The 18,898-nt window shown below is 44.6% G+C and carries 17 protein-coding genes; 6 read left to right on the top strand and 11 right to left on the bottom strand.

Annotated features, from left to right (window positions below; genetic code table 11):
* Positions 1-151: 151 nt before the first annotated feature.
* From ACIGG7_RS01320 to motA, 6 genes are all read right to left on the bottom strand, one after another.
* Positions 152-2,614 (bottom strand): PAS domain-containing protein, encoded by a 2,463-nt coding sequence (locus tag ACIGG7_RS01320; protein ID WP_397548465.1) that lies wholly within the window; start codon positions 2,612-2,614, stop codon positions 152-154.
* Positions 2,615-2,709: 95 nt separating this feature from the next.
* Positions 2,710-3,639, bottom strand: coding sequence for a pseudouridine-5'-phosphate glycosidase (locus ACIGG7_RS01315; RefSeq protein WP_397549077.1), 930 nt, complete (start codon positions 3,637-3,639; stop codon positions 2,710-2,712).
* Positions 3,640-3,658: 19 nt separating this feature from the next.
* Entirely contained in the window at positions 3,659-4,753 is a 1,095-nt protein-coding gene (locus ACIGG7_RS01310) for a carbohydrate kinase (protein ID WP_397548464.1), read from the bottom strand.
* Between the two features lie 278 nt (positions 4,754-5,031).
* A complete protein-coding gene (locus ACIGG7_RS01305; RefSeq protein ID WP_224942054.1) occupies positions 5,032-6,423 on the bottom strand; it encodes an alanine/glycine:cation symporter family protein in 1,392 nt (463 codons plus the stop codon).
* A 304-nt stretch (positions 6,424-6,727) separates the two neighbouring features.
* A complete protein-coding gene (gene motB / locus ACIGG7_RS01300; protein ID WP_397548463.1) occupies positions 6,728-7,519 on the bottom strand; it encodes a flagellar motor protein MotB in 792 nt (263 codons plus the stop codon).
* Positions 7,506-8,297, bottom strand: coding sequence for a flagellar motor stator protein MotA (motA, locus tag ACIGG7_RS01295; RefSeq protein ID WP_224942052.1), 792 nt, complete (start codon positions 8,295-8,297; stop codon positions 7,506-7,508). The genes motB and motA overlap by 14 nt, the downstream gene beginning before the upstream one ends.
* Before the next feature lie 178 nt (positions 8,298-8,475).
* On the opposite strand from motA, the gene ACIGG7_RS01290 reads away from it, so the two are divergent.
* Both ACIGG7_RS01290 and ACIGG7_RS01285 read left to right on the top strand, forming a co-directional pair.
* Complete coding sequence (locus tag ACIGG7_RS01290; protein WP_397548462.1) at positions 8,476-9,957, top strand: methyl-accepting chemotaxis protein; 1,482 nt, start codon at positions 8,476-8,478, stop codon at positions 9,955-9,957.
* A gap of 44 nt (positions 9,958-10,001) precedes the next feature.
* Positions 10,002-10,187 (top strand): histidine kinase, encoded by a 186-nt coding sequence (locus tag ACIGG7_RS01285; protein ID WP_263628185.1) that lies wholly within the window; start codon positions 10,002-10,004, stop codon positions 10,185-10,187.
* Positions 10,188-10,226: 39 nt separating this feature from the next.
* Here the strand turns inward: ACIGG7_RS01285 and ACIGG7_RS01280 are convergent, their stop codons facing one another.
* Positions 10,227-10,604 carry a DnaJ family domain-containing protein gene (locus tag ACIGG7_RS01280; protein WP_397548461.1) on the bottom strand — a complete coding sequence of 126 codons (378 nt, stop codon included), beginning with the start codon at positions 10,602-10,604 and terminating at the stop codon, positions 10,227-10,229.
* 186 nt (positions 10,605-10,790) lie between these two features.
* On the opposite strand from ACIGG7_RS01280, the gene ACIGG7_RS01275 reads away from it, so the two are divergent.
* Positions 10,791-10,958, top strand: coding sequence for a hypothetical protein (locus ACIGG7_RS01275; protein WP_224942048.1), 168 nt, complete (start codon positions 10,791-10,793; stop codon positions 10,956-10,958).
* Positions 10,959-11,115: 157 nt separating this feature from the next.
* On the opposite strand, the gene hmpA is transcribed toward ACIGG7_RS01275, so the two are convergent.
* Positions 11,116-12,309, bottom strand: coding sequence for an NO-inducible flavohemoprotein (gene hmpA / locus ACIGG7_RS01270; RefSeq protein WP_397548460.1), 1,194 nt, complete (start codon positions 12,307-12,309; stop codon positions 11,116-11,118).
* Positions 12,310-12,470: 161 nt separating this feature from the next.
* Between hmpA and ACIGG7_RS01265 the strand changes: the two genes are divergently transcribed.
* The gene (locus ACIGG7_RS01265; protein WP_224942046.1) at positions 12,471-12,929 is read left to right on the top strand and encodes an RrF2 family transcriptional regulator; all 459 of its coding nucleotides are present in this window, start codon (positions 12,471-12,473) and stop codon (positions 12,927-12,929) included.
* An 88-nt stretch (positions 12,930-13,017) separates the two neighbouring features.
* Here ACIGG7_RS01265 and ACIGG7_RS01260 read toward each other — a convergent pair whose 3' ends face one another.
* Positions 13,018-13,410: a hypothetical protein gene (locus tag ACIGG7_RS01260; RefSeq protein ID WP_397548459.1), complete on the bottom strand. Its 393-nt coding sequence runs from the start codon at positions 13,408-13,410 to the stop codon at positions 13,018-13,020.
* A gap of 237 nt (positions 13,411-13,647) precedes the next feature.
* On the opposite strand from ACIGG7_RS01260, the gene ACIGG7_RS01255 reads away from it, so the two are divergent.
* Positions 13,648-14,880, top strand: a complete 1,233-nt coding sequence (locus tag ACIGG7_RS01255; protein WP_224942044.1) for an aminopeptidase — start codon at positions 13,648-13,650, stop codon at positions 14,878-14,880.
* A 300-nt stretch (positions 14,881-15,180) separates the two neighbouring features.
* Here ACIGG7_RS01255 and ACIGG7_RS01250 read toward each other — a convergent pair whose 3' ends face one another.
* On the bottom strand, positions 15,181-15,762 hold the full coding sequence (locus ACIGG7_RS01250; protein WP_397548458.1) for a DUF6944 family repetitive protein: 582 nt from the start codon (positions 15,760-15,762) through the stop codon (positions 15,181-15,183).
* Positions 15,763-15,949: 187 nt separating this feature from the next.
* Here ACIGG7_RS01250 and ACIGG7_RS01245 point away from each other — a divergent pair, with 187 nt between their 5' ends.
* Complete coding sequence (locus ACIGG7_RS01245; RefSeq protein WP_397548457.1) at positions 15,950-17,239, top strand: MDR family MFS transporter; 1,290 nt, start codon at positions 15,950-15,952, stop codon at positions 17,237-17,239.
* Positions 17,240-17,281: 42 nt separating this feature from the next.
* Here ACIGG7_RS01245 and ACIGG7_RS01240 read toward each other — a convergent pair whose 3' ends face one another.
* Positions 17,282-18,871, bottom strand: coding sequence for a hypothetical protein (locus ACIGG7_RS01240; protein ID WP_397548456.1), 1,590 nt, complete (start codon positions 18,869-18,871; stop codon positions 17,282-17,284).
* Positions 18,872-18,898: the final 27 nt, after the last annotated feature.

Genomic DNA, 18,898 nt, shown 5'->3' with positions numbered 1-18,898 from the left:
ATTTGTAGAACTCACTATTTCCCGGAAAATATCAGCGATTCCATCAGGCGATTTTCAGGATTTGTCGGATGATCTCCCTTTAAAATATCGACAGAATCCAAGTAAACAAAAAAACTCTACGACAAGATTCATCCCTCATCGTAGAGTAGTATTATTGATCATTTGCAATTGGCAGCAGAATCGTGACGGTGGTCCCTTCGTTCACGTTGCTTTGGATGGATAATGAGCCATGATGCTCTTTGATGATCTTTTGACAAATCATCAGTCCGAGGCCCGTCCCTTTTTCTTTCGTACTGTAGAACGGTTCGCCCAGATGCTTCATTCTTTCAGGTGGAATACCGTTCCCATTATCCTGAATCGTAATTTTGCCGTAGCCGTCTTCCTTCTGAAGTTGCACACTGAGGAGTCCACCTGCAGGCATGGCTTCAAGGGCATTTTTCATCACATTCAAAATCACTTGTTTCATTTGATGGGAATCACAGTAGATTTCGGCTTCTTCCACGGAGAACCTCACATCCACTCCCTGCTTCAAGCACTCCATCTTGATGAACTCGACCGAGCTAGTGAGAAGGGTCGTCAACGATGTGAGTGAGAACTTAACGGCTCTTGGTTTCGCGAGCGCAAGGAACTCATTCGTGATGATTTCGATTCGGTCAAGCTCTCCCTGGATGACCCCAAGGTAGAAATCATCTTCTGCATTTTCCTTCATTAGCTGAAGGAAGCCCTTCAATGTGGTCAAAGGATTCCTGATTTCATGGGCGACACCCGCTGCAAGCTGGCCGATCATCGCAAGCTGCTCTGATTTCTTAAGTAAGTCTTCATTCCGCTTCTTCTCAGATAGATCACGGATGATGGCGGAAATTCCGATCAAGCGTCCATCATCATTTAAGATCGGATTCATATTAAAGGCGATCTCTACCGGTGAGCCGTCCTTCCGGTAGCGGACAGTTTCATAATCTTTGATCCGTTTCCCAGCTTTCACCGTGGCAAGATTCTGTTTGAATTGTCCGACCTGATCTTCCTGATGCAGGAACGTGATGACCTCACCCGTTATCTCATCCTTCGACCATCCGAACATTGACTCAAATTGTTGATTCACCTTTAGTACATTTCCTTCGGGATCAAGGAGGGCGATACCATCTCCGGCATGTTCAAAATATGCCTCAAGTAATTCCTTCGCTTCTTTCAGCTCTTCCTCCATCTGCAGTTTTTCCGTGATGTCCTGGCCAAAGCCGTAGATACCGATGACCTCATTTTTGACACGGATGGGAATATTGGTTACCGCTACATGGCTTTTGCCACCTTCCCCATTTTCGAAGGTGGTTACAAACCTTGACGCTTCTCCTTTAAGAGCGACTTCAAACTGTTTGATGGCTGTCTCTTTGCTGCCCTGTGCGATGAATTCACTGAAATGACTGCCGATCATATGAGGGGATATATGATCCCACTGCGTTTTCACTGCAGGGTTCACCTCTTGGATGATTCCGTTTGTGTCGACCATATAGATATTATCCGGACTGTATTTAACGATTGATTTATATTTTTGCTCACTCTCAATCAGCTTTCTCTGAATATCCTTGATCAGGGAAATATCCGATATAGATACGATGATCTCCACCACAGTACCCTGCCTGAATACCGGGACAATGGAAGCCAGATACTCTAATTCTTTGTATTCATCTTCGTACGTCAGTTCTTCCCCTGTCTCCCAGATCCGTTTCAGCTTTGGCTGAATCTTCCCTAAGTGATGGGAATCGAACACTTCCTGGATGGTTTTCCCTATAACCTTGGACGGGTTGAGATTCAGCTTTTTCAAGAGTTCTCCCGCTGCCATCTCAATGACAAAATCCTGATCTTTTTTCTTAATCTTGTAAGTGATGGTCTTCTGAAGGCGGAGAGTATTCTCAAGTTCCACCTTCAGTGACATCAATTCATTTTCATACTCTTTCTTTTCCGTGATATCGTGAAGGATGATCCCTACACTGTCAACCGTTCCATCACTCTTATAATTAGCAGGGGAAATGGTGATATTGCATGTGATTTTACGGAGATTTCCTATATCGAATGTCACTTCTTCCCCTGTTGTATTCAAACCTTTCAATCCATTCCTGACGATGGTAGTGAAGGGCTGGTTCTGAAGCGGGGACTGCCTGCACAAAGTCTGCCCGAGAACGTCATCGGAAATGTGGAACAGCTCCTGAAAGGAATCATTCATTTCCATGACCTTTCCGTTTTTATCGATGATACACACACAAGTCGGAGTATTGTGGATGAGGGATTCATACACAGCCGATTGAGAATCGGTTGAATCTTCACGTTTCGTTCCTTTAGGGATCATCATGACTAATTCTTTGGATTCATCCAGTCGTTTGCGTTTGAACCCATAGGGTTGATGATTCAAGCGGATTGAATAGTCCTCATCCTCTATTATCTTCAATAGAAGATTTTCTTCTTTCAGGATGATGCCTCTCCACTCTTCATTTTCTTCTATATACGATGGGTTGTTCACATCGATGATTGCTGCCGGGACGGGAATTGAATCAACATTCAATGCATGATAGGGGTGCATTTCAGCCATAGTACCTTCCTTTTTCGTAACGTTATTTACCATCATTTTACCCTACCTTTTCCAACATATAAATGGTGAATGTCAATTCATCTAAAAAACCCGGGCGCACTTTCCCCCGGGTTTCGCCTCTCTCTCTGATATTAGTTTGCCTCTACTTTACCAAGCCTGGCGAACCGAACTGCGATATCCGCCCCTACATGGGCATTATTCTTCACAAGGGCGATATTCGCTTTCAGGCTTCTTCCATGGGTCAATTCTTTCACTTTCCCAAGCAGGAAAGGCGTCGCTTCCTTGCCTTTGATCCCTTGTTCATCAGCTTCTTTCAGAGCTCGTTCAATGATGGAAGTCATTTCACTTTCATTCATGGCGTCCGCTTCAGGAATCGGATTGGCCACAACCACCCCACCCTTGAGCCCGATATCCCATTTTGCTTTTAAAAGAGCGGCTGTTTCTTCTGCTGATTCGACTTTATAGTTCACGGAATAAGGGCTTGTCCTTGTATAGAAAGCCGGTAATGAGTCTGTTTGGTACCCCAGTACGGGTACGCCCTTTGTTTCCAGGTACTCCAGTGTCAAACCGATATCGAGGATCGATTTTGCTCCCGCGCAAACGACGGCCACATTCGATACAGCAAGTTCCTCTAAATCAGCCGATATATCCATGGTCACTTCTGCATTCCGGTGCACCCCTCCGATTCCTCCCGTCACAAAAACAGGGATGTCTGCAATTTCTGCACATATCATCGTGGCTGCCACCGTTGTAGCTCCGTCTTTTCGAGATGCCAGGATATATGGGATGTCCCTGCGGCTTGCCTTGATCACCCCTGTCGCCTGCCCCAGATACTCAAGCTCCTCTTGGGATAAACCGATTTTTATTTTCCCATTCAGGATGGCGATTGTCGCAGGAACGGCACCTTTTGATCGGATGATATCCTCTACTTCTCTTGCCGTCCTCACATTTTGCGGGTACGGCATTCCATGTGAGATGATGGTGGATTCCAATGCCACGATGGCCTGACCCTTTTTCCTGGCTTCTCTGACCTCTTCTGAAAATTCTACGTACGATTCTATGTTCACACACATTTCCCCCTTAATAATAAAGACTGAATTCCTGTTTCAGCTTGCTTGTATTCAAAGTGGGTGCCACCGTATACCTCGATTGAAGTGTGATCGACGAACATATCACGCCGATCCGACATGCACCGTCTGTATCGGATCCTTTCAAATAGCCAAATAATATCCCAGCGACGAGAGCATCCCCTGCTCCTGTCACGTCCTGCACGTCTACTTTCGGAGGCAATATAGCCGTTGCTTCTTTATAGGTGGTGTAATAAATCAGCCCTTGATCTCCACGGGTGATGACTACCCGTTCAGCGCCCCTTAAGGTAAGCTCCTTGGCAGCTTTAAAATAATCACCCTCCGTTTCAATCTTCATATCAAGATACATTTCTGCTTCTCCTTTGTTACAGATGAACCAGGAAACACCTTCTAATGAAGAAGGAAGTTTCTTTACCTTCGGAGCGGAAACCGGTATCACCGTCAGTGGGACCCCTTCTGATTGACACCTCCGAATGATATACTTCAGCACATCCTCGGGAAAATTCGTATCAATCAGAACCATTTCAGAAGATGAAATCAACCCCCATCTTTTCTCAATGAATCCAATGTCAACGCTTTCATAAATGTTCATATCAGCGAGGGCAAACAGCATTTCCCCCCGTTCATCCAATATGGCAGAATACGTTCCTGTACGTTGATTCAATACCCTCTGTGAACCGGATACATCGGCAAAGGATTTCGTTTGCTGCAATAGCCAGCTGCCTTCTGTGTCTTCTCCCACAACCGTGATCAAGTTTGCCGTTCTCCCCAGCCTTCCCAGATTCTCGGCAATATTCCGTGCCACTCCGCCACTTGTTTGCTCGGTCTTGGCCGGATTGGAAGTTTCGGGAATCAGCTTGTCCTCAAGCTGCATTTTTCGATCGATATTCGCCCCGCCAATGCAGGTGATCCCATTCTTCTTTGGCATCACATACGCACGTCCCAGGATCTTCCCCTGCCTGACCAGATTTGAAATATAACCGGCCACTGCCGAACGCGAAATCCCACTTCGCTCTGATAACTCCTGCTGCGTCATGAACGGATTCTCTTCAATATATGACAATAAAAGTTTTTCTTTGTCGTTCACTTTCTCCCACCCCTATAAAGAAAAGTAACTTTTGTTAATATTCTAAACTTTTGTCTAATTTTACACAAGTTGGAAGTGGGAAATGTCATAAAAAAGATTGTTGTTCATCTAATCCCAGACTATGATTTGCAAACGCTCTGTCATAGAGGCTGTGCCAGAGGAGGCTCACCTCCAGACCCGCGGAAAGCGAGCACCTCTCGTTTGTTTAAAAGCAACAATGTTTACGAAAGCATAAAAAAAGGCTTGTTTTCCCGTCTAAGGAAAACAAGCCTCGCTATTCAAGATACTTTCTTCTCTTTCACTTTCCCTGTGTCCTTCAAATAATAGTCATCTGAAGTAAAGAATTCATCCGTAAGTTTTTTCACTTCTTTGCTTAGCAGAAGGACTGCAATGATGTTTGGAATCAAAATGGCAGCTAAGGCTAAATCAAGGAATTGCCAGATGACCTTTGCCGCTCCAACGGAACCGAGGACGATGGCCAGTGTATACACCACTTTAATTCCTTGGGATGCTTTCCAGCCGAATAAAAATTCTGCCTGTTTGGCTCCATAAAAGACAATGACGATGATCGTTGACAATACGAAGAAGATCAGTGAAATCGTAACGAGAATCCCTCCGAACTCCCCAAAATAGTTCGTGAATGCCTCTGTTGTAAGGGCAGATGGATCGTCAAGGGCATTCTCTGCTGTCCATACACCTGATGATAATACAACAAACGCTGTAGCCGTACAGACAATGATGGTATCAATCACGATTCCGACAATGGCCCAAAGACCTTGCCTGACAGGATGATCCGTTTGTGCGGCCGCGTGAGCGATAGGCGCGGTTCCAAGTCCAGCTTCATTCGAGTATAATCCCCGGGCAAATCCCCATCGGATCGTCTCAGCCACGGCCACTCCGGCAAAGCCACCCATTGCCGACATCGGCTGAAAGGCATTTGAAAGTATGAGACGGAAGAATTCAGGTACTGCCCCAACATTCATGAATAGAATCACTAATGCACCGCCGACATAGATCAATGCCATGAACGGAACAAAGATCTCTGTTACTTTTCCAATCCGTTTAATCCCCCCAAATACGATCAATACGACGATAAGGGCAACGGCAATACCAGTGATCAGGCTGCTTACATTAAAAGTTTCTTCTACTGTCGATGCAACCGCATTCCCTTGCACCATCACGCTGGGGATCAGCTCGATCATAAGGGCAAAGGCAAACCAGACACCTAACCACCTCATGTTCAGACCTTTCGTCATATAGTACATGGGACCACCCACATACTCCCCTTTTTCATTCTTCTCACGATAGCGGACGGCAAGAACACTTTCTGAAAACTTAAGAGCCATCCCGATCAGGGCTATCATCCACATCCAAAAGACGGCTCCCGGACCACCGAACATGATCGCAGCAGGGACACCGACGATGTTTGCCGCCCCGATTGTGGACGATAATGCCGAAGTCAACGCCTGCAATGGGGTGACGGTCCCTTCTCCTTTGGGCTTTTTAAACACGCTTCCCACGGTTTGCTTAAAAATATAGAGAGGATACCGAAATTGTATGAATTTCAATAGAAATGTCAGATACAAACCTGTTGCTCCAAGGACGATGATCAACGGGGGACCCCATAACCATGCCGAAACCTTACCGATGATGTCAAAAAACGTATCCAATTATGCTCCTCCTTCGATAGAGACAGTGGCTAATGCTTGGAATTCACCTAGGGGAAAGTGTCTACGTATGTATAAAGTCGATCAGCTTCTTAGTAAAGGACCCCTGATTCTTAAATATTAGCCACTGCACCTACATGCTTTTCCAGACTTTCCCCTGAAATGGGAACTATAAAACATTTTAAGGGAAATTCGCAGTTGAAAGTGTATTACCTCTACGAACTTCGACAGCATCCAGCCATTTCCCCGGAAATATGACAAAACGCAAAAAAACTGCAGCCGTTAACCAGCTGCAGTCACCATCTTGTTATTCTGTTACTCTAGGTAGAATCAACACTTCCACCCGGCGGTTCTGCCCACGACCTTCTGCCGTCCCGTTATCGGCGATCGGCTCGAATTCCCCGAAACCTTTGGCACTGAACCATTTAGGGTCAAGCTCGGGATTATCCAGGATGATTTTCATAAAGTTGACCGCCCGCATGACGCTGAGCTCCCAGTTTGAGTCAAATTCCGCATTTCTGATGGGCACATTATCTGTATGACCGCTTATGATGATATTCCGTGGTGGATTCATGACAAGGAGTTCGGATAATTCCCCGGCCACGCTTAGGTCACTTCCCTGGACCGTAGCAGATCCCGAATCAAATAGAACGTTATCACGAATGGTCAGGAGCAGCCCCTCATCGGTCAACTTCGTGATGAACTGTACCTCAAGATGATTCGTTTTGATATATTCGTTAATCTTTTTCTGAATCTCCTTCAGCTCTTCTTGATCCTTCAGGAAAGCCTGCTTATCAATCTCTTCTTTACTTAATTCCTTCTCTCTTTCTACTTCATTAGCCGATGAAGAAGCCTGCTTCTCTTCCTGATCACTCGACTGCTGAGGAGCCACGGGACTAGGGTACTCCATCATTCCCGTACCCCCTGTGAAGATTTCACTGAATACCTGGGACAGTTCCTTGAATTTTTGAGCGTCCACGGAACTTGATGCATAGAGGACGATAAACAGTGCCAGTAACAGAGTGAGCAAGTCAGCATACGGAATCAGCCAGGACTCATCCATGTGGTCGTCGTCATGTTTCTTCTTACGCCGCCTCATCCTCATCCCCCTTTAATAGCATGATCCTCTCACTTACAGGTAAGTAGGAGGCAAGCTTCTGTTCGATGACCCGGGGAGATTCTCCCTCGATGATGGAGAGGATTCCTTCCACCATCATCATCTTCAACTGAACCTCCACCTTTGATTTTCTTTTCAACTTATTGGCAAAAGGGTGCCACAGGACGTATCCCGTGAAGATCCCGAGGAGTGTCGCAACGAATGCCGCTGAAATGGCATGTCCAAGTTCTTCTGTATTGTCCATATGACTGAGGGCTGCGATCAACCCAATGACCGCTCCGAGCACACCCAGAGTCGGTGCGTATGTACCCGCCTGTGTAAAGATGAGCGCTCCCGCACTGTGCCGTTCTTCCATGGCGTCGATTTCTTCATGCAGGACATCCCTTATGTAATCTGCACTCTGTCCATCCACCGCTAATGAAAGTCCGTCCCTAAGGAAGGGATCTTCCACTTCCTGTGTCTTCGCTTCAAGTGCCAGTAATCCTTCTTTCCGTGCTAGATCGGCCACTTGTGAGAAGAATTGGATCGTTTGTTTCGGGTCCTGTATTTTTTGCTCTTTAAACAGTATGCCGAAAAGCTTCGGTACTTTTTTAATTTCATGTGTCGGGAAAGCAATGGTCACAGCGGCCACTGTCCCAAGTACAATAATCAGTATGGCAGCAGGGTTCAATAATGCAATAGGGCTTACCCCTTTGAATACCATCCCCACCCCAACTGCTATCAATCCTAAAATGACTCCTATCAAAGACGTCTTATCCATCTGATCGCTCCACCTTACTCATCGTAGTCTATTACTAATATCGGATAAACCTGCTGAATATTGAGAGATAGTTCAATTCAAATTTTTTTTGAAATTCCCTTAAATCGTTGTGAAAGCGCAAACTATTTTTGTCGATATATGGAATATACGGGTTTTATATTAAAAGGAGAGAAATGTCATGACCCCTAAGCAAGTGAAAGAAGTCGATAGTAAAAGAAAGAACCTTCTGCTGCTGATCACCTACGGAATCAGCCTGGCAGCCGCCCTCACGTATTCCATACTACATGAATCGGGCACCATCACCGTGGCTGTGTTTGCAGCTCAGATCCTGTTTCTGGCCGGATATTTTGTTGTTCTTCAATTAATCCTGAAAAAACCGAATCTCTTTGTGTATTTCAGCATCCCTACAACGTATATCATCATGGGAATCTGGCTTTTTCTTGAAGGATCCAATCCGCCTGATTTAGTCATCCTATTATTTTTAGCTGTGATCAGCGCCATTCACTTTAATACTGTCATTTTCGGAATCGGCTTTACGTCCGGTCTCGTACTGCTCGTACTGAATGGTGTATTGGCTCCAGATGGAGATCCGGTCTTCGCTGAATTATTTGTCCCTGCTCTATTGAGCTATGTGCTGCTTGGCATCGTCCTGGGTGTCGTCATCCAGCTGAATCGTACACAATTCAAGCAGCTTCAGGAATTTATCCACACGACAGAAAACGAAAGTAAGAAAAAAGAGGACCAACGTAATTTCTTACAAAAGGAATTGGCTACCATCTCAGCAAGCATTCAGCAAATCAACGAACAGGTGCAAACCCACCTCGTCTCACATGATGAAATGAAAACGGCTGTGACTGAAATTTCAGCGGGAAGTGTCACCCAAAGTGATCAGATCAATAACATCGCTCTCGTGACCGAAACGACCATGAGTAAAATGGAAGAAGTAGCAAGGCTTTCGGATGATCTTACCGCCCACTCGACCGATGCAAATGCCATCGCCGTTACAGGAAGTGAACGGGTCATGGATCTCCAGGAAAACATGATTGAGCTGAAAAATATCATTGAAGGTCTTCATCAAACCTTTAAAGAGCTCACAAGCAAAATCGAAGAAACCAACACCTTTATCGGAAGCATCCAGGACATTACGGACCAAACTAATTTGCTGGCTTTGAATGCGTCCATCGAGGCGGCACGTGCAGGTGAAGCTGGGCGCGGCTTCAGTATCGTGGCCGATGAAATCCGGAAATTGGCGGAGATCACCCGGAACACGGCTACCCGCATCAACGACAACCTGGCTTCTGTTAACGCGGTGAACTCTTCTGCCGTTGAAATCATGAATCTGAGCTCTGAAAAACTCAATGAAAATGTAGGGGCTACAGGAGAAGTAACGTCATACTTCCAGACACTTCGTGAGAAGCTTGATGCCCTGTCAAATGAATTCCAGCGCTTAACGTCCACTGCTTCTGAAGTAAGGGGACAAACGGAAGAAGCCGAGTTGTCAACGAAAGAACTGGCAGCCGTCATTCAACAGACATCTGCGGGCCTTGAGGAAATCAGCGCCACCATCGAAACCCTTCATGGTGACAACCGGACAATCGCCCAATATGTTCAAGATACTGCCACAAGTGCCGAGCGGATTCAAAACAGTGTAAATGCCTAACCTGTGGTAAACTAAGAAGAGTAGCTTTAAAGGATGTGGCACTTTTGAAAAAACGATTCACCATGATCATTCCTATCATGATACTCGTAGCCGTCGCTTCATATTGGATGCTCGGCAAATATTACTCCGAGATTGAGTTCGGTTCGAAAATCATGCTCACCATCGGGGGCACCCTTCTTTCGGGTGTGATTTCCTTTTTCTTATTTAAAGAAGACGAGGGACCACAATAACGAAAAAACACCACTTTCTTGGAGAAAGTGGTGTTTTCTTTATTTCAATAGCTTATTTTCTAATTTATGTTCATAATTTTTGAATAGCGAACTATTCGTGTTGACCCGTTTTTTTGAAAGCATGCTGTTGTACTTCAGCATTTTCTCATTCAGGCTTTGCTGAAGTTCCAGCTTTTCTTCGTCATCATCACACGCCCTGATCATGTCCTCGATCCGCATCATTTCTTTTTTCACATTCATTTCATCCATCGTGTAGCCTGCGTTCTTCATCATCCTGTGGGCCATTTTCAATTCCTCGGGCACACCTAAATCATCGTCCAGATTCAGCGGTTTGCCAAATCCGGGCAAGTGGCTAAACTCTCCGTCCTCATAAGCTTTCTTGATCCGTTGCTCCGAAACAATCATTGAAAAATCCAACTATACCCCTCCATTCAGTGGAATCGGTTGATTCTTAGCAGCAAGTAACTCGTTAGTATCATTATATCCAATCCGCACATTTTCTGATCGGTGGAGATGCGTCTATTTTCTGACAATTCACATTCACATATTTTCGGCCCACCTGGAAAAACTACCTGTATCACGAACGAAAAGGAGTGGCTGACAATGGCACGTGGTAAATCGTACGAATCAAAGAAAAAGGGACATCCAGGGAACTTCCCTCAAAATAGTACCGCTCAAAAACATTCTGAAGATGCAGTGGGCGATGAAGAATTGATCGTAACACAAGAAGCGTTCAAAAACCGTGAAGATGATGATGAACATCGTTATTAAAAGCGAAAAACGCTAGGGATCCCTAGCGTTTTCTCCTTGAAATGACCGAGAATCTGGATGAGGAGCAGGCTCCACAGCATTTTATTTTCAAAAATGGAGGTTTTATTTTCAATTATTCGATTTTATTTTCAAAAACGATGCTTTTATTTTCAAATCGTCAAACCGGCACACTTTCTTTCTTTGTAAAATCCATTGCCGGACCGAAGAATTCGTATCGGATCTTTGACACTCCCATTTCCTGCAACATCCCGATGACCGCCTTCATGAACGGAGCCGGACCACACACGTAGCATTCCGTCCCTACATCTACGTATTGTTTCAGGATTTCCTTGTTCAAGTACCCTGTAAAATGGGACAGAGATTCATCAAGGGGATTTTCATAGATATAGCCCACTTCCCCGTTCTCAATTCCGGTCATGTGCGTGTCGACCTCTTCTTTAAAAGCATGCACTCCTTCATTTCTGCTTGCATGGATAAACGACGTTCTGCGTTTCGGCGTGGTTCTCGCCACCTCTTCAAGCATGCTCATCATCGGTGTAATTCCAACACCACCGCTAATAAACGCTACAGGTAATTCCCCATTTTCAAGATAAAAATCTCCTGCCGGTGCACTTACCTCGATCTCGCTTCCTTCTGCTATTTGGTCATGTAAGAAATTAGATACTTTCCCTATAGGATTCTGCTCTGCTTCTCTTTTAACCGAAATCCTGAAGTATTCATCCATCGGAGCACTTGATAAACTGTACTGACGGATATGAGTGAACTCTTCACCAGGGATTCTCACACGCACTGATATATATTGACCCGGCATATAAGTTGGGACGTTTCCGCCTTCTTTTGGTTGAAGATAGAAAGAAGTGACACACTCGCTTTCCATTACTTTCTTTGCCACGATAAATGGTTTAAAGTCCCTGTATCCAGCCTCCTGGTACATATTTTCTTCCACATCGATGAATACTCCGGCGATGACACCGTACGCTTCTCCCCATGCCTCGATGATTTCATCTGTCGCTGCCTCTCCAAGAACCTGCTTGATCGCTTGAAGAAGATGCTCCCCTACGATCGGATAATGCTCTGGCTTCACACCTAAACTTCTATGCTTATGGGCAATCTGCTTCACAACAGGAAGAATGCTCTCGAGCTTATCGATATTCTGAGCCGCAGCGTAAACCGCATTGGCCAATGCCGTCTGCTGTCTTCCCTTTTTTTGATTGGCATGATTAAAGATATTTAAAAGCTCTGGATGATTGGTAAATAAATTTTTATAAAAAGTCGACGTAATTTCCGTTCCTTTGACTTCTAGGACAGGTGCAGTTGATTTCACGATTTCAATGGTTTTTTGAGATAGCATTTTGGTCACCCCTAAAGATATATTTTTAATACATATTTAAGTTACTCCTCTTCCGCTATTAAAGCAATATATAAAATACATCTTTAACAAAACAGTCACATTTAGACACAAACTTACTTCCTTCTGTATAATGGGGGTAACGGAACGGAAAGGTGAGATACATGAGACTAACTTTATACACCGACTACTCACTGAGGGTCCTGATTTTCCTGGCTTCCAAACCGAAAGAAGAACTCTCTAATATAAAAGAAATCGCAGATGCGTACAGCATTTCAAAGAATCACTTAATGAAAGTGACGTATGAGCTCGGAAAAATGGGGATGATCGAAACGATCAGAGGTAGAAACGGCGGAATCAAACTTGCCAAGTCCCCAGAAGACATAAATATAGGAAAACTCGTCCGGCTGACCGAAGAGGACTTTCATCTTGTTGAGTGCTTCGACAGTAAGAACAATTCCTGCATCATCACGCCTGTGTGCGGATTGAAGCATGTTCTCGGCAAAGCATTGAATGCCTACCTCTCCGTCCTGGACGAATATACCCTGGCCGATTTGATCCAGAACCCAATGGATTACCGGTTCCTCTTCCAGGAGCAGGGACAGGATGAATCGTCCATCTGAAAAAACTTCTCACCAATTGCGGTGAGGAGTTTTTTTATTGGCGGTTTATTCAGCTGCTGATAAAACCCGAATTATCAGCAGCTGACCATTACTTCTTGCTCTCGCTATATGTAAATGTCATAAGCACAAATAAGAAAAAGCTAAGTAATAGAGTACTTCCTCCGACAATGTAGAAAACCGTTGTGAAGCTTGATGGCAGGTTGAATGGATTTAAATTATACATCCACATCCCGACGGTCAACCCGACCGAACCAATGATCGCCGTCCACACATGGGCAAATGCCAGTTTAGAAGATTTCGGTACATCATAGGAGCGGTAATAGGAAGAATACGCAAATAAACTCAACCATCCCACAACTAAAATATGAGCGTGAATCGGCTTGAACGCATATGATCCTGCTCCTGCCATATGAGACCCGAGAAATGCTCCGATAAACCCATAAATGGCAGCCATTCGTAATAATAGGACATTCCACCGCATTATGCCTTACCTCCTTTTTTGAATAAAATATCGCTCCCATCATTATAGAATAGTTGTCCGAAATCAGGCTATGATTCTTGATTCAATGCCATAGAACGTTCACAATCTTTCCTCGATGCCAAATTATTTCCTCCACTTTTACACAGAATACAAACATAGGTGTAAACACTTGCAAACGGTGCCGGCACTGATACAATAAGAATGTAATAGAACATTCTGAAAAAAAGGAGAATACATATGACTAATTTCCAACAAAATCTTGAGAAATACGCAAGTCTAGCCGTAGAAGTCGGAGTGAACGTCCAGAAGGGTCAAACCCTTGTGATCAACACATCCCTTGATTCCGCAGAATTCGTACGCTTAGTAGTAAAAAAAGCCTATGAAGTCGGAGCAAAGCATGTTTATGTGAATTGGAGCGACGATTTCGTCAACCGCACAAAATATGACCTTGCCCCGGATGAAGCATTTCAGGAGTTCCCTGAGTGGAAAGCACGTGAAGTAGAAACGCTTGCTGAAGGCGGAGCGGCATTCATGAGCATCGTTTCATCAAGCCCTGACCTTTTAAAAGGGGTAAATCCTGAACGCATCTCAAACTTCCAGAAGGTTGCAGGTAAAGCGATGTCCAAATACCGTCAGTTCATTCAATCGGACAAAGTCAGCTGGTGTGTACTGGCCGCTCCTTCTAAAGACTGGGCTGCCAAAGTATTCCCAGATGCCTCTGAAGAAGAACAAGTAGATCTATTATGGGACGCGATCTTCAAAGCAGTGCGTGCCGACCAAGCTGACCCTGTACAAGCTTGGAAAGATCACGATGCAAACCTTCACGAAAAAGTGGAATACTTGAACGAAAAGAACTACCAAAAACTTCATTACACAGCACCAGGGACGGACCTTACCATCGAGCTTCCTAAAGGTCACCTGTGGGTTGGAGCTGGAAGCGTGAACGAAGAAGGAACAACTTTCATGGCGAACATGCCAACAGAAGAAGTATTTACGGTTCCTCTTAAAACTGGTGTTAACGGTACAGTATCGAGCACGAAACCACTTAGCTACGGCGGTAACGTGATCGACAACTTCACGATCACCTTTGAAAACGGACGTATCGTGGACGTAAAGGCTGAAGAAGGCGAAGAAATCCTGAAGCGTCTTGTCGATACGGATGAAGGATCTCACTACCTTGGAGAAATCGCCCTTGTGCCTCATCAATCACCAATCTCTCAATCGAATGTGTTATTCTACAACACATTATTCGATGAGAACGCATCAAACCACCTTGCGATCGGTAATGCCTATGCATTCTGTATCGAAGGCGGGAAGAAAATGAGTGAGGAAGAGCTTGAGAAAAACGGCTTGAACAATAGTATCACTCACGTTGACTTCATGATCGGTTCAGATAAGATGAACATTGATGGAGTAAAAGAAGACGGCTCGACTGAAGCAGTATTCCGCGATGGCGGTTGGGCGTTTTAATATGTAGGATGAATCCCCGGGAGGCGGCTTGGCTGCTTTTTGGGGGTTTTGTTTTTTGATGGGTGAGTTGGATTGAATTTTTTTGACCGAGCGCTCAATCAAATGGGTTCATTTGTAAAATGACGCAATAAACCTTATTTTGACGCAATCCCCTAAGAAAATGACGCAAATATCAAAAAAACGACGCAAATAATTTAAATTTGACGCAATAAACCCGATAAATGACGCAATTCCGGGCTCATACCCAATCGAATCACCCATCCAACCACTAAACACTGAGAAAAATACCCACAATCACTACTACCCATACTGCTTCGTCAACGCAATCGCAGCGATTGTCGCTCCTGCTGCCTGGGCATAGCTCCCGAATGTCGTCACCTGCAACCCAATATCCTTCATTTCCTTCAAAATATATACTTCCCCTACCGCTTCAAGGGCTGCCCCCAGGGATTGAAGTGTATTTCCATACGAGAGGAGCTTTGAATAGGCACGCGGACTCAAGGTTGCTCCATATGCTTCAAGCCCCGCGCCGGCAGATTGAACGACATCTCCAAAGATATCCAGATTCAACCCTTCCAGCTCTTTCCCGGAAAATTGAATTTCAGCGGCAGCGACATTTGTCACGTTCCCAGCTGCTTGAATCCAGTCACCAATCACCCGATAGGTCTCCCCAATGGAGCCATCTGACAGCTTTTCCGCCCCTACCGCCTGCAGGGAATTCCCTGTCGCTTCGAATCCATTCCCGATTGACACCAAGCGATATCCGATAGGCTCCAGTTCCAAACGTTCTTCCCGTATGATCATGGTTTCACCGATGGCAGCGATCACAGTTCCAACAACCTGGGTCCACACTCCCGTAATGAGAATTAGTCTATCGATCACCTCCGTCCACCGATCCTTTCATCATTCATACATTCAATGTATTCAAAGGATCGAAATTGGTATCTTTGGACTCATGTCCTTCTTGAGTGGATATTTTACAAATACCAGTAAATGAGTCTTGTTAAATTTGTCCCATCAGGCTATGATAATCTAGTTCATCTAGAGTTTCATAAGGGGAGGGAATGGGATGAGAATTAGGGATTGGGACCGTAATTTAAAGGTCCGGCTGTTTGGGGAAGCAGCGATTAACATTACCTTCTGGATGTTCTTTCCGTTTTTGACGATTTATTTTACTGAATCGTTTGGAAAGCAGACGGCAGGTTTATTATTGGTTCTTTCACAAGTATTCGCCGTGGTTGCGAATCTGATGGGAGGCTATTGTGCGGACCGCTTCGGACGTAAGCGGATGATGGTCATTTCGGCGTTCGGACAAGGCTTTGCTTTTTTAATCTTCGGACTTGCCAGTTCACCTTGGCTCGATTCTGCCATGATCGGCTTTATCTGCTTTAGTTTGGTTGGTGTGTTTGGCTCATTTTATTGGCCGGCCAGTCAAGCCATGGTGGCCGATGTGGTGGATGAGAAGGACCGAAGCCATGTGTTTGCCGTCTTTTACACGTCCATTAATATCGCTGTTGTCGTCGGACCGATATTAGGGGGCATTTTCTACGTTCATTACCGCTTTCAATTATTGATCGCAGCCGCACTTATATGCATGCTTTTAGCTCTTCTTTTATACAAAATGACGAGGGAAACGGCGCCGGATGATAAGAATAAACTTCTTGTCACAGAAGGAAAAAAGAAAGCTTGGCATAGTGTGATGACGGATCAGTTTAAGGATTACAGCGTTATTTTTAAAGATAAAACGTTTTTATTGTTTATTTTAGCCGGGGTTTTGGTAGGTCAAACGTTCATGCAATTAGACCTCTTGATTCCTGTATATATAAAAGATGTGATGGATAAAGCCACTCTGTTCAGCTTTGGGGATTGGTCATTGACACTCGTGAGTGAGCAAGTATTCGGTTTGATCCTGTCGGAAAATGGATTTCTGGTGGCTCTTCTTACAGTGGTCATTACACGATGGATCACAAAATTCCGTGAGCGTAATGTGTTCATTCTGTCTTCTGTCATTTATGCGGTTTCGATCTTTATGTTTGGTCAAACGAGTTCCGTATGGATGTTTGTGATCAGTATGGCGGTGTTCACATTTGCAGAGCTGATGACTGCCGGTATCCAACAGAGTTTTGTATCAAAGCTTGCACCGGAGCATATGCGCGGGCAGTATTTTGCCGCAGCGAGCCTGCGTTTTACGATTGCAAGAACGATTGCACCTCTTTCCATCACCCTGTCTCTTTATGTAGGGTATGATTGGACGTTTATCATCTTGTCGATTCTAGCTCTTGTGAGTGCCGGACTTTTCTTTATCATGTTTGAGCGTTTTGAGAAAGAAAATTTGGAACTGAAGAAAGCTGCTCATTAAAAAAAGGAATGATCCGAGATGGATCATTCCTTTTCTTTTCTATTACAGTCCTAGATCAATTCCTTCATCGTCAGACTGCAGCATTGTATTTAGACCAAGATCTGTCGAAAGTCCAAGGTTGAATTCTGAATCTGAAGACTCTTCATTTTCCCATTGAGTGTAGCTTGCATCTGCATTTACACCAAGGTTTGATAGAAGAGAAGATTCATTGTCCTCGTCAGAAGATAAGAATCCAAGAGCAGTATCTGTACCCGCATTTAATCCGGCACTTGTATACTCTTCTTCTTCAGAATCCATTGATTCAGCCCATAGTCCTGCTTCCACTGCGTTCATGACAGTAGCAGCAGATTCGTTATCTTCATCGTTCGTCATTGCACCAAGCATCAGGTTGTTCGCTGCATTCGCTTCGAACTTGGAATAGTCGTCACTGTTTTCAACCGTCGTCATGACAGAAGTATCGTTCATTGCTTCTACCTGAGAAGAATCTCCATCTTCTTTGTCCATTGTTCCAAGTACTAGACCATTTGCAGATTCAGTACCGATGAACGTTTTAGAAGAATCGTTTTCTTCACTGCTTTCTGTCATCACCCATACATTGGAATCAGTCATAGCATCAGCCATTACTTCATTCTCTTCATCAGATGCAGAAGCATTCAGACCAGAAGTAAGGTTCCCTGAAGTCTTAGAAGTATAAGAATCATCTTCTTCATTGTACATTGTTTCGTTCATGATTCCAGCGTCGGTCATAGCGTCTACTGCTGCTGATCTGTCTTCTCCTTCAACCGCTGCGTTTACATCTTGGGATGCTCCTGCTTCAGTCATGGATGTGAAAGAATCATCTTCTTCACTGTACATCGTTTCGTTCATGATTCCAGCGTCCGTATCAGCATTCACTTCTGCTGATTCGTCTTCTCCTTCAACTGCTGCATTTACATCTTGAGATGCTCCCGCTTCTGTTTTAGAAGTAGCTGAATCTTCTTCTACCATTGTTTCGTTCATGACCCCAGCGTCAGTTTCTGCATTCACTTCTGCCGATTGATCTTCTCCTTCAACAACTGCGTTGACATCCTGAGATGCTCCCGCTTCTGTCTTGGAAGTAGCTGAATCTTCTTCCACCATTGTTTCGTTCATGACTCCAGCGCCAGTTTCTGCATTCACTTCTGCCGATTCGTCTTCTCCTTCAACTGCTGCGTTGACATCTTGTGATGCTCCAGCTTCAGTCTTAGAAGTCGCTGAATCTTCTTCCACCATTGTATCATTCATGACTCCAGCGTCTGTGTCTGCATTCACTTTTGCCGACTCGTCTTCTCCTTCAACGTTTGCATTCACATCTGAAGTTGCTTCTGCACCATTGTTAGTCGTAACAGAATCATTCTCTTCATCTACAACCGTTTCATTTACGACGTTTGCATCAGCATTGGCATCCGTACTCGATTCTTTGTCTGATCCACCGATGTTAAGTCCATTCAATAAACCATCTTCGGAATCAAGGATGTTGACGTTTTCCAATAATCCATCATTGCTGTTTAGCAGTGAATCATTCCCTGCCGCTAAGCTTGTGTGACCTCCGATAGCAAGACTTGCTGCTAATCCACCTGTCATAACCAATGTTCTAAATACGCTTTTTCTCATTTTATTTTTCTCTCCTTTTAAAAGTTT

The organism is Rossellomorea sp. NPDC077527 (assembly GCF_044542955.1).
Classification (GTDB): domain Bacteria; phylum Bacillota; class Bacilli; order Bacillales; family Bacillaceae_B; genus Rossellomorea; species Rossellomorea aquimaris_E.
This window is presented reverse-complemented; position numbering and strand designations above follow the sequence as displayed.

Excerpts from the sequence above, each read along its gene's own strand:
- motB (WP_397548463.1), bottom strand. The coding sequence starts at position 7,519 with ATGAGGCGGCGTAAGAAGAAACATGACGACGACCACATGGATGAGTCC.
- ACIGG7_RS01290 (WP_397548462.1), top strand. The coding sequence starts at position 8,476 with ATGACCCCTAAGCAAGTGAAAGAAGTCGATAGTAAAAGAAAGAACCTT.
- ACIGG7_RS01275 (WP_224942048.1), top strand. The coding sequence starts at position 10,791 with ATGGCACGTGGTAAATCGTACGAATCAAAGAAAAAGGGACATCCAGGG.
- ACIGG7_RS01240 (WP_397548456.1), bottom strand. The coding sequence starts at position 18,871 with ATGAGAAAAAGCGTATTTAGAACATTGGTTATGACAGGTGGATTAGCA.
- hmpA (WP_397548460.1), bottom strand. The coding sequence starts at position 12,309 with ATGCTATCTCAAAAAACCATTGAAATCGTGAAATCAACTGCACCTGTC.
- ACIGG7_RS01320 (WP_397548465.1), bottom strand. The coding sequence starts at position 2,614 with ATGATGGTAAATAACGTTACGAAAAAGGAAGGTACTATGGCTGAAATG.
- ACIGG7_RS01260 (WP_397548459.1), bottom strand. The coding sequence starts at position 13,410 with ATGCGGTGGAATGTCCTATTATTACGAATGGCTGCCATTTATGGGTTT.
- ACIGG7_RS01245 (WP_397548457.1), top strand. The coding sequence starts at position 15,950 with ATGAGAATTAGGGATTGGGACCGTAATTTAAAGGTCCGGCTGTTTGGG.
- ACIGG7_RS01265 (WP_224942046.1), top strand. The coding sequence starts at position 12,471 with ATGAGACTAACTTTATACACCGACTACTCACTGAGGGTCCTGATTTTC.
- motA (WP_224942052.1), bottom strand. The coding sequence starts at position 8,297 with ATGGATAAGACGTCTTTGATAGGAGTCATTTTAGGATTGATAGCAGTT.
- ACIGG7_RS01255 (WP_224942044.1), top strand. The coding sequence starts at position 13,648 with ATGACTAATTTCCAACAAAATCTTGAGAAATACGCAAGTCTAGCCGTA.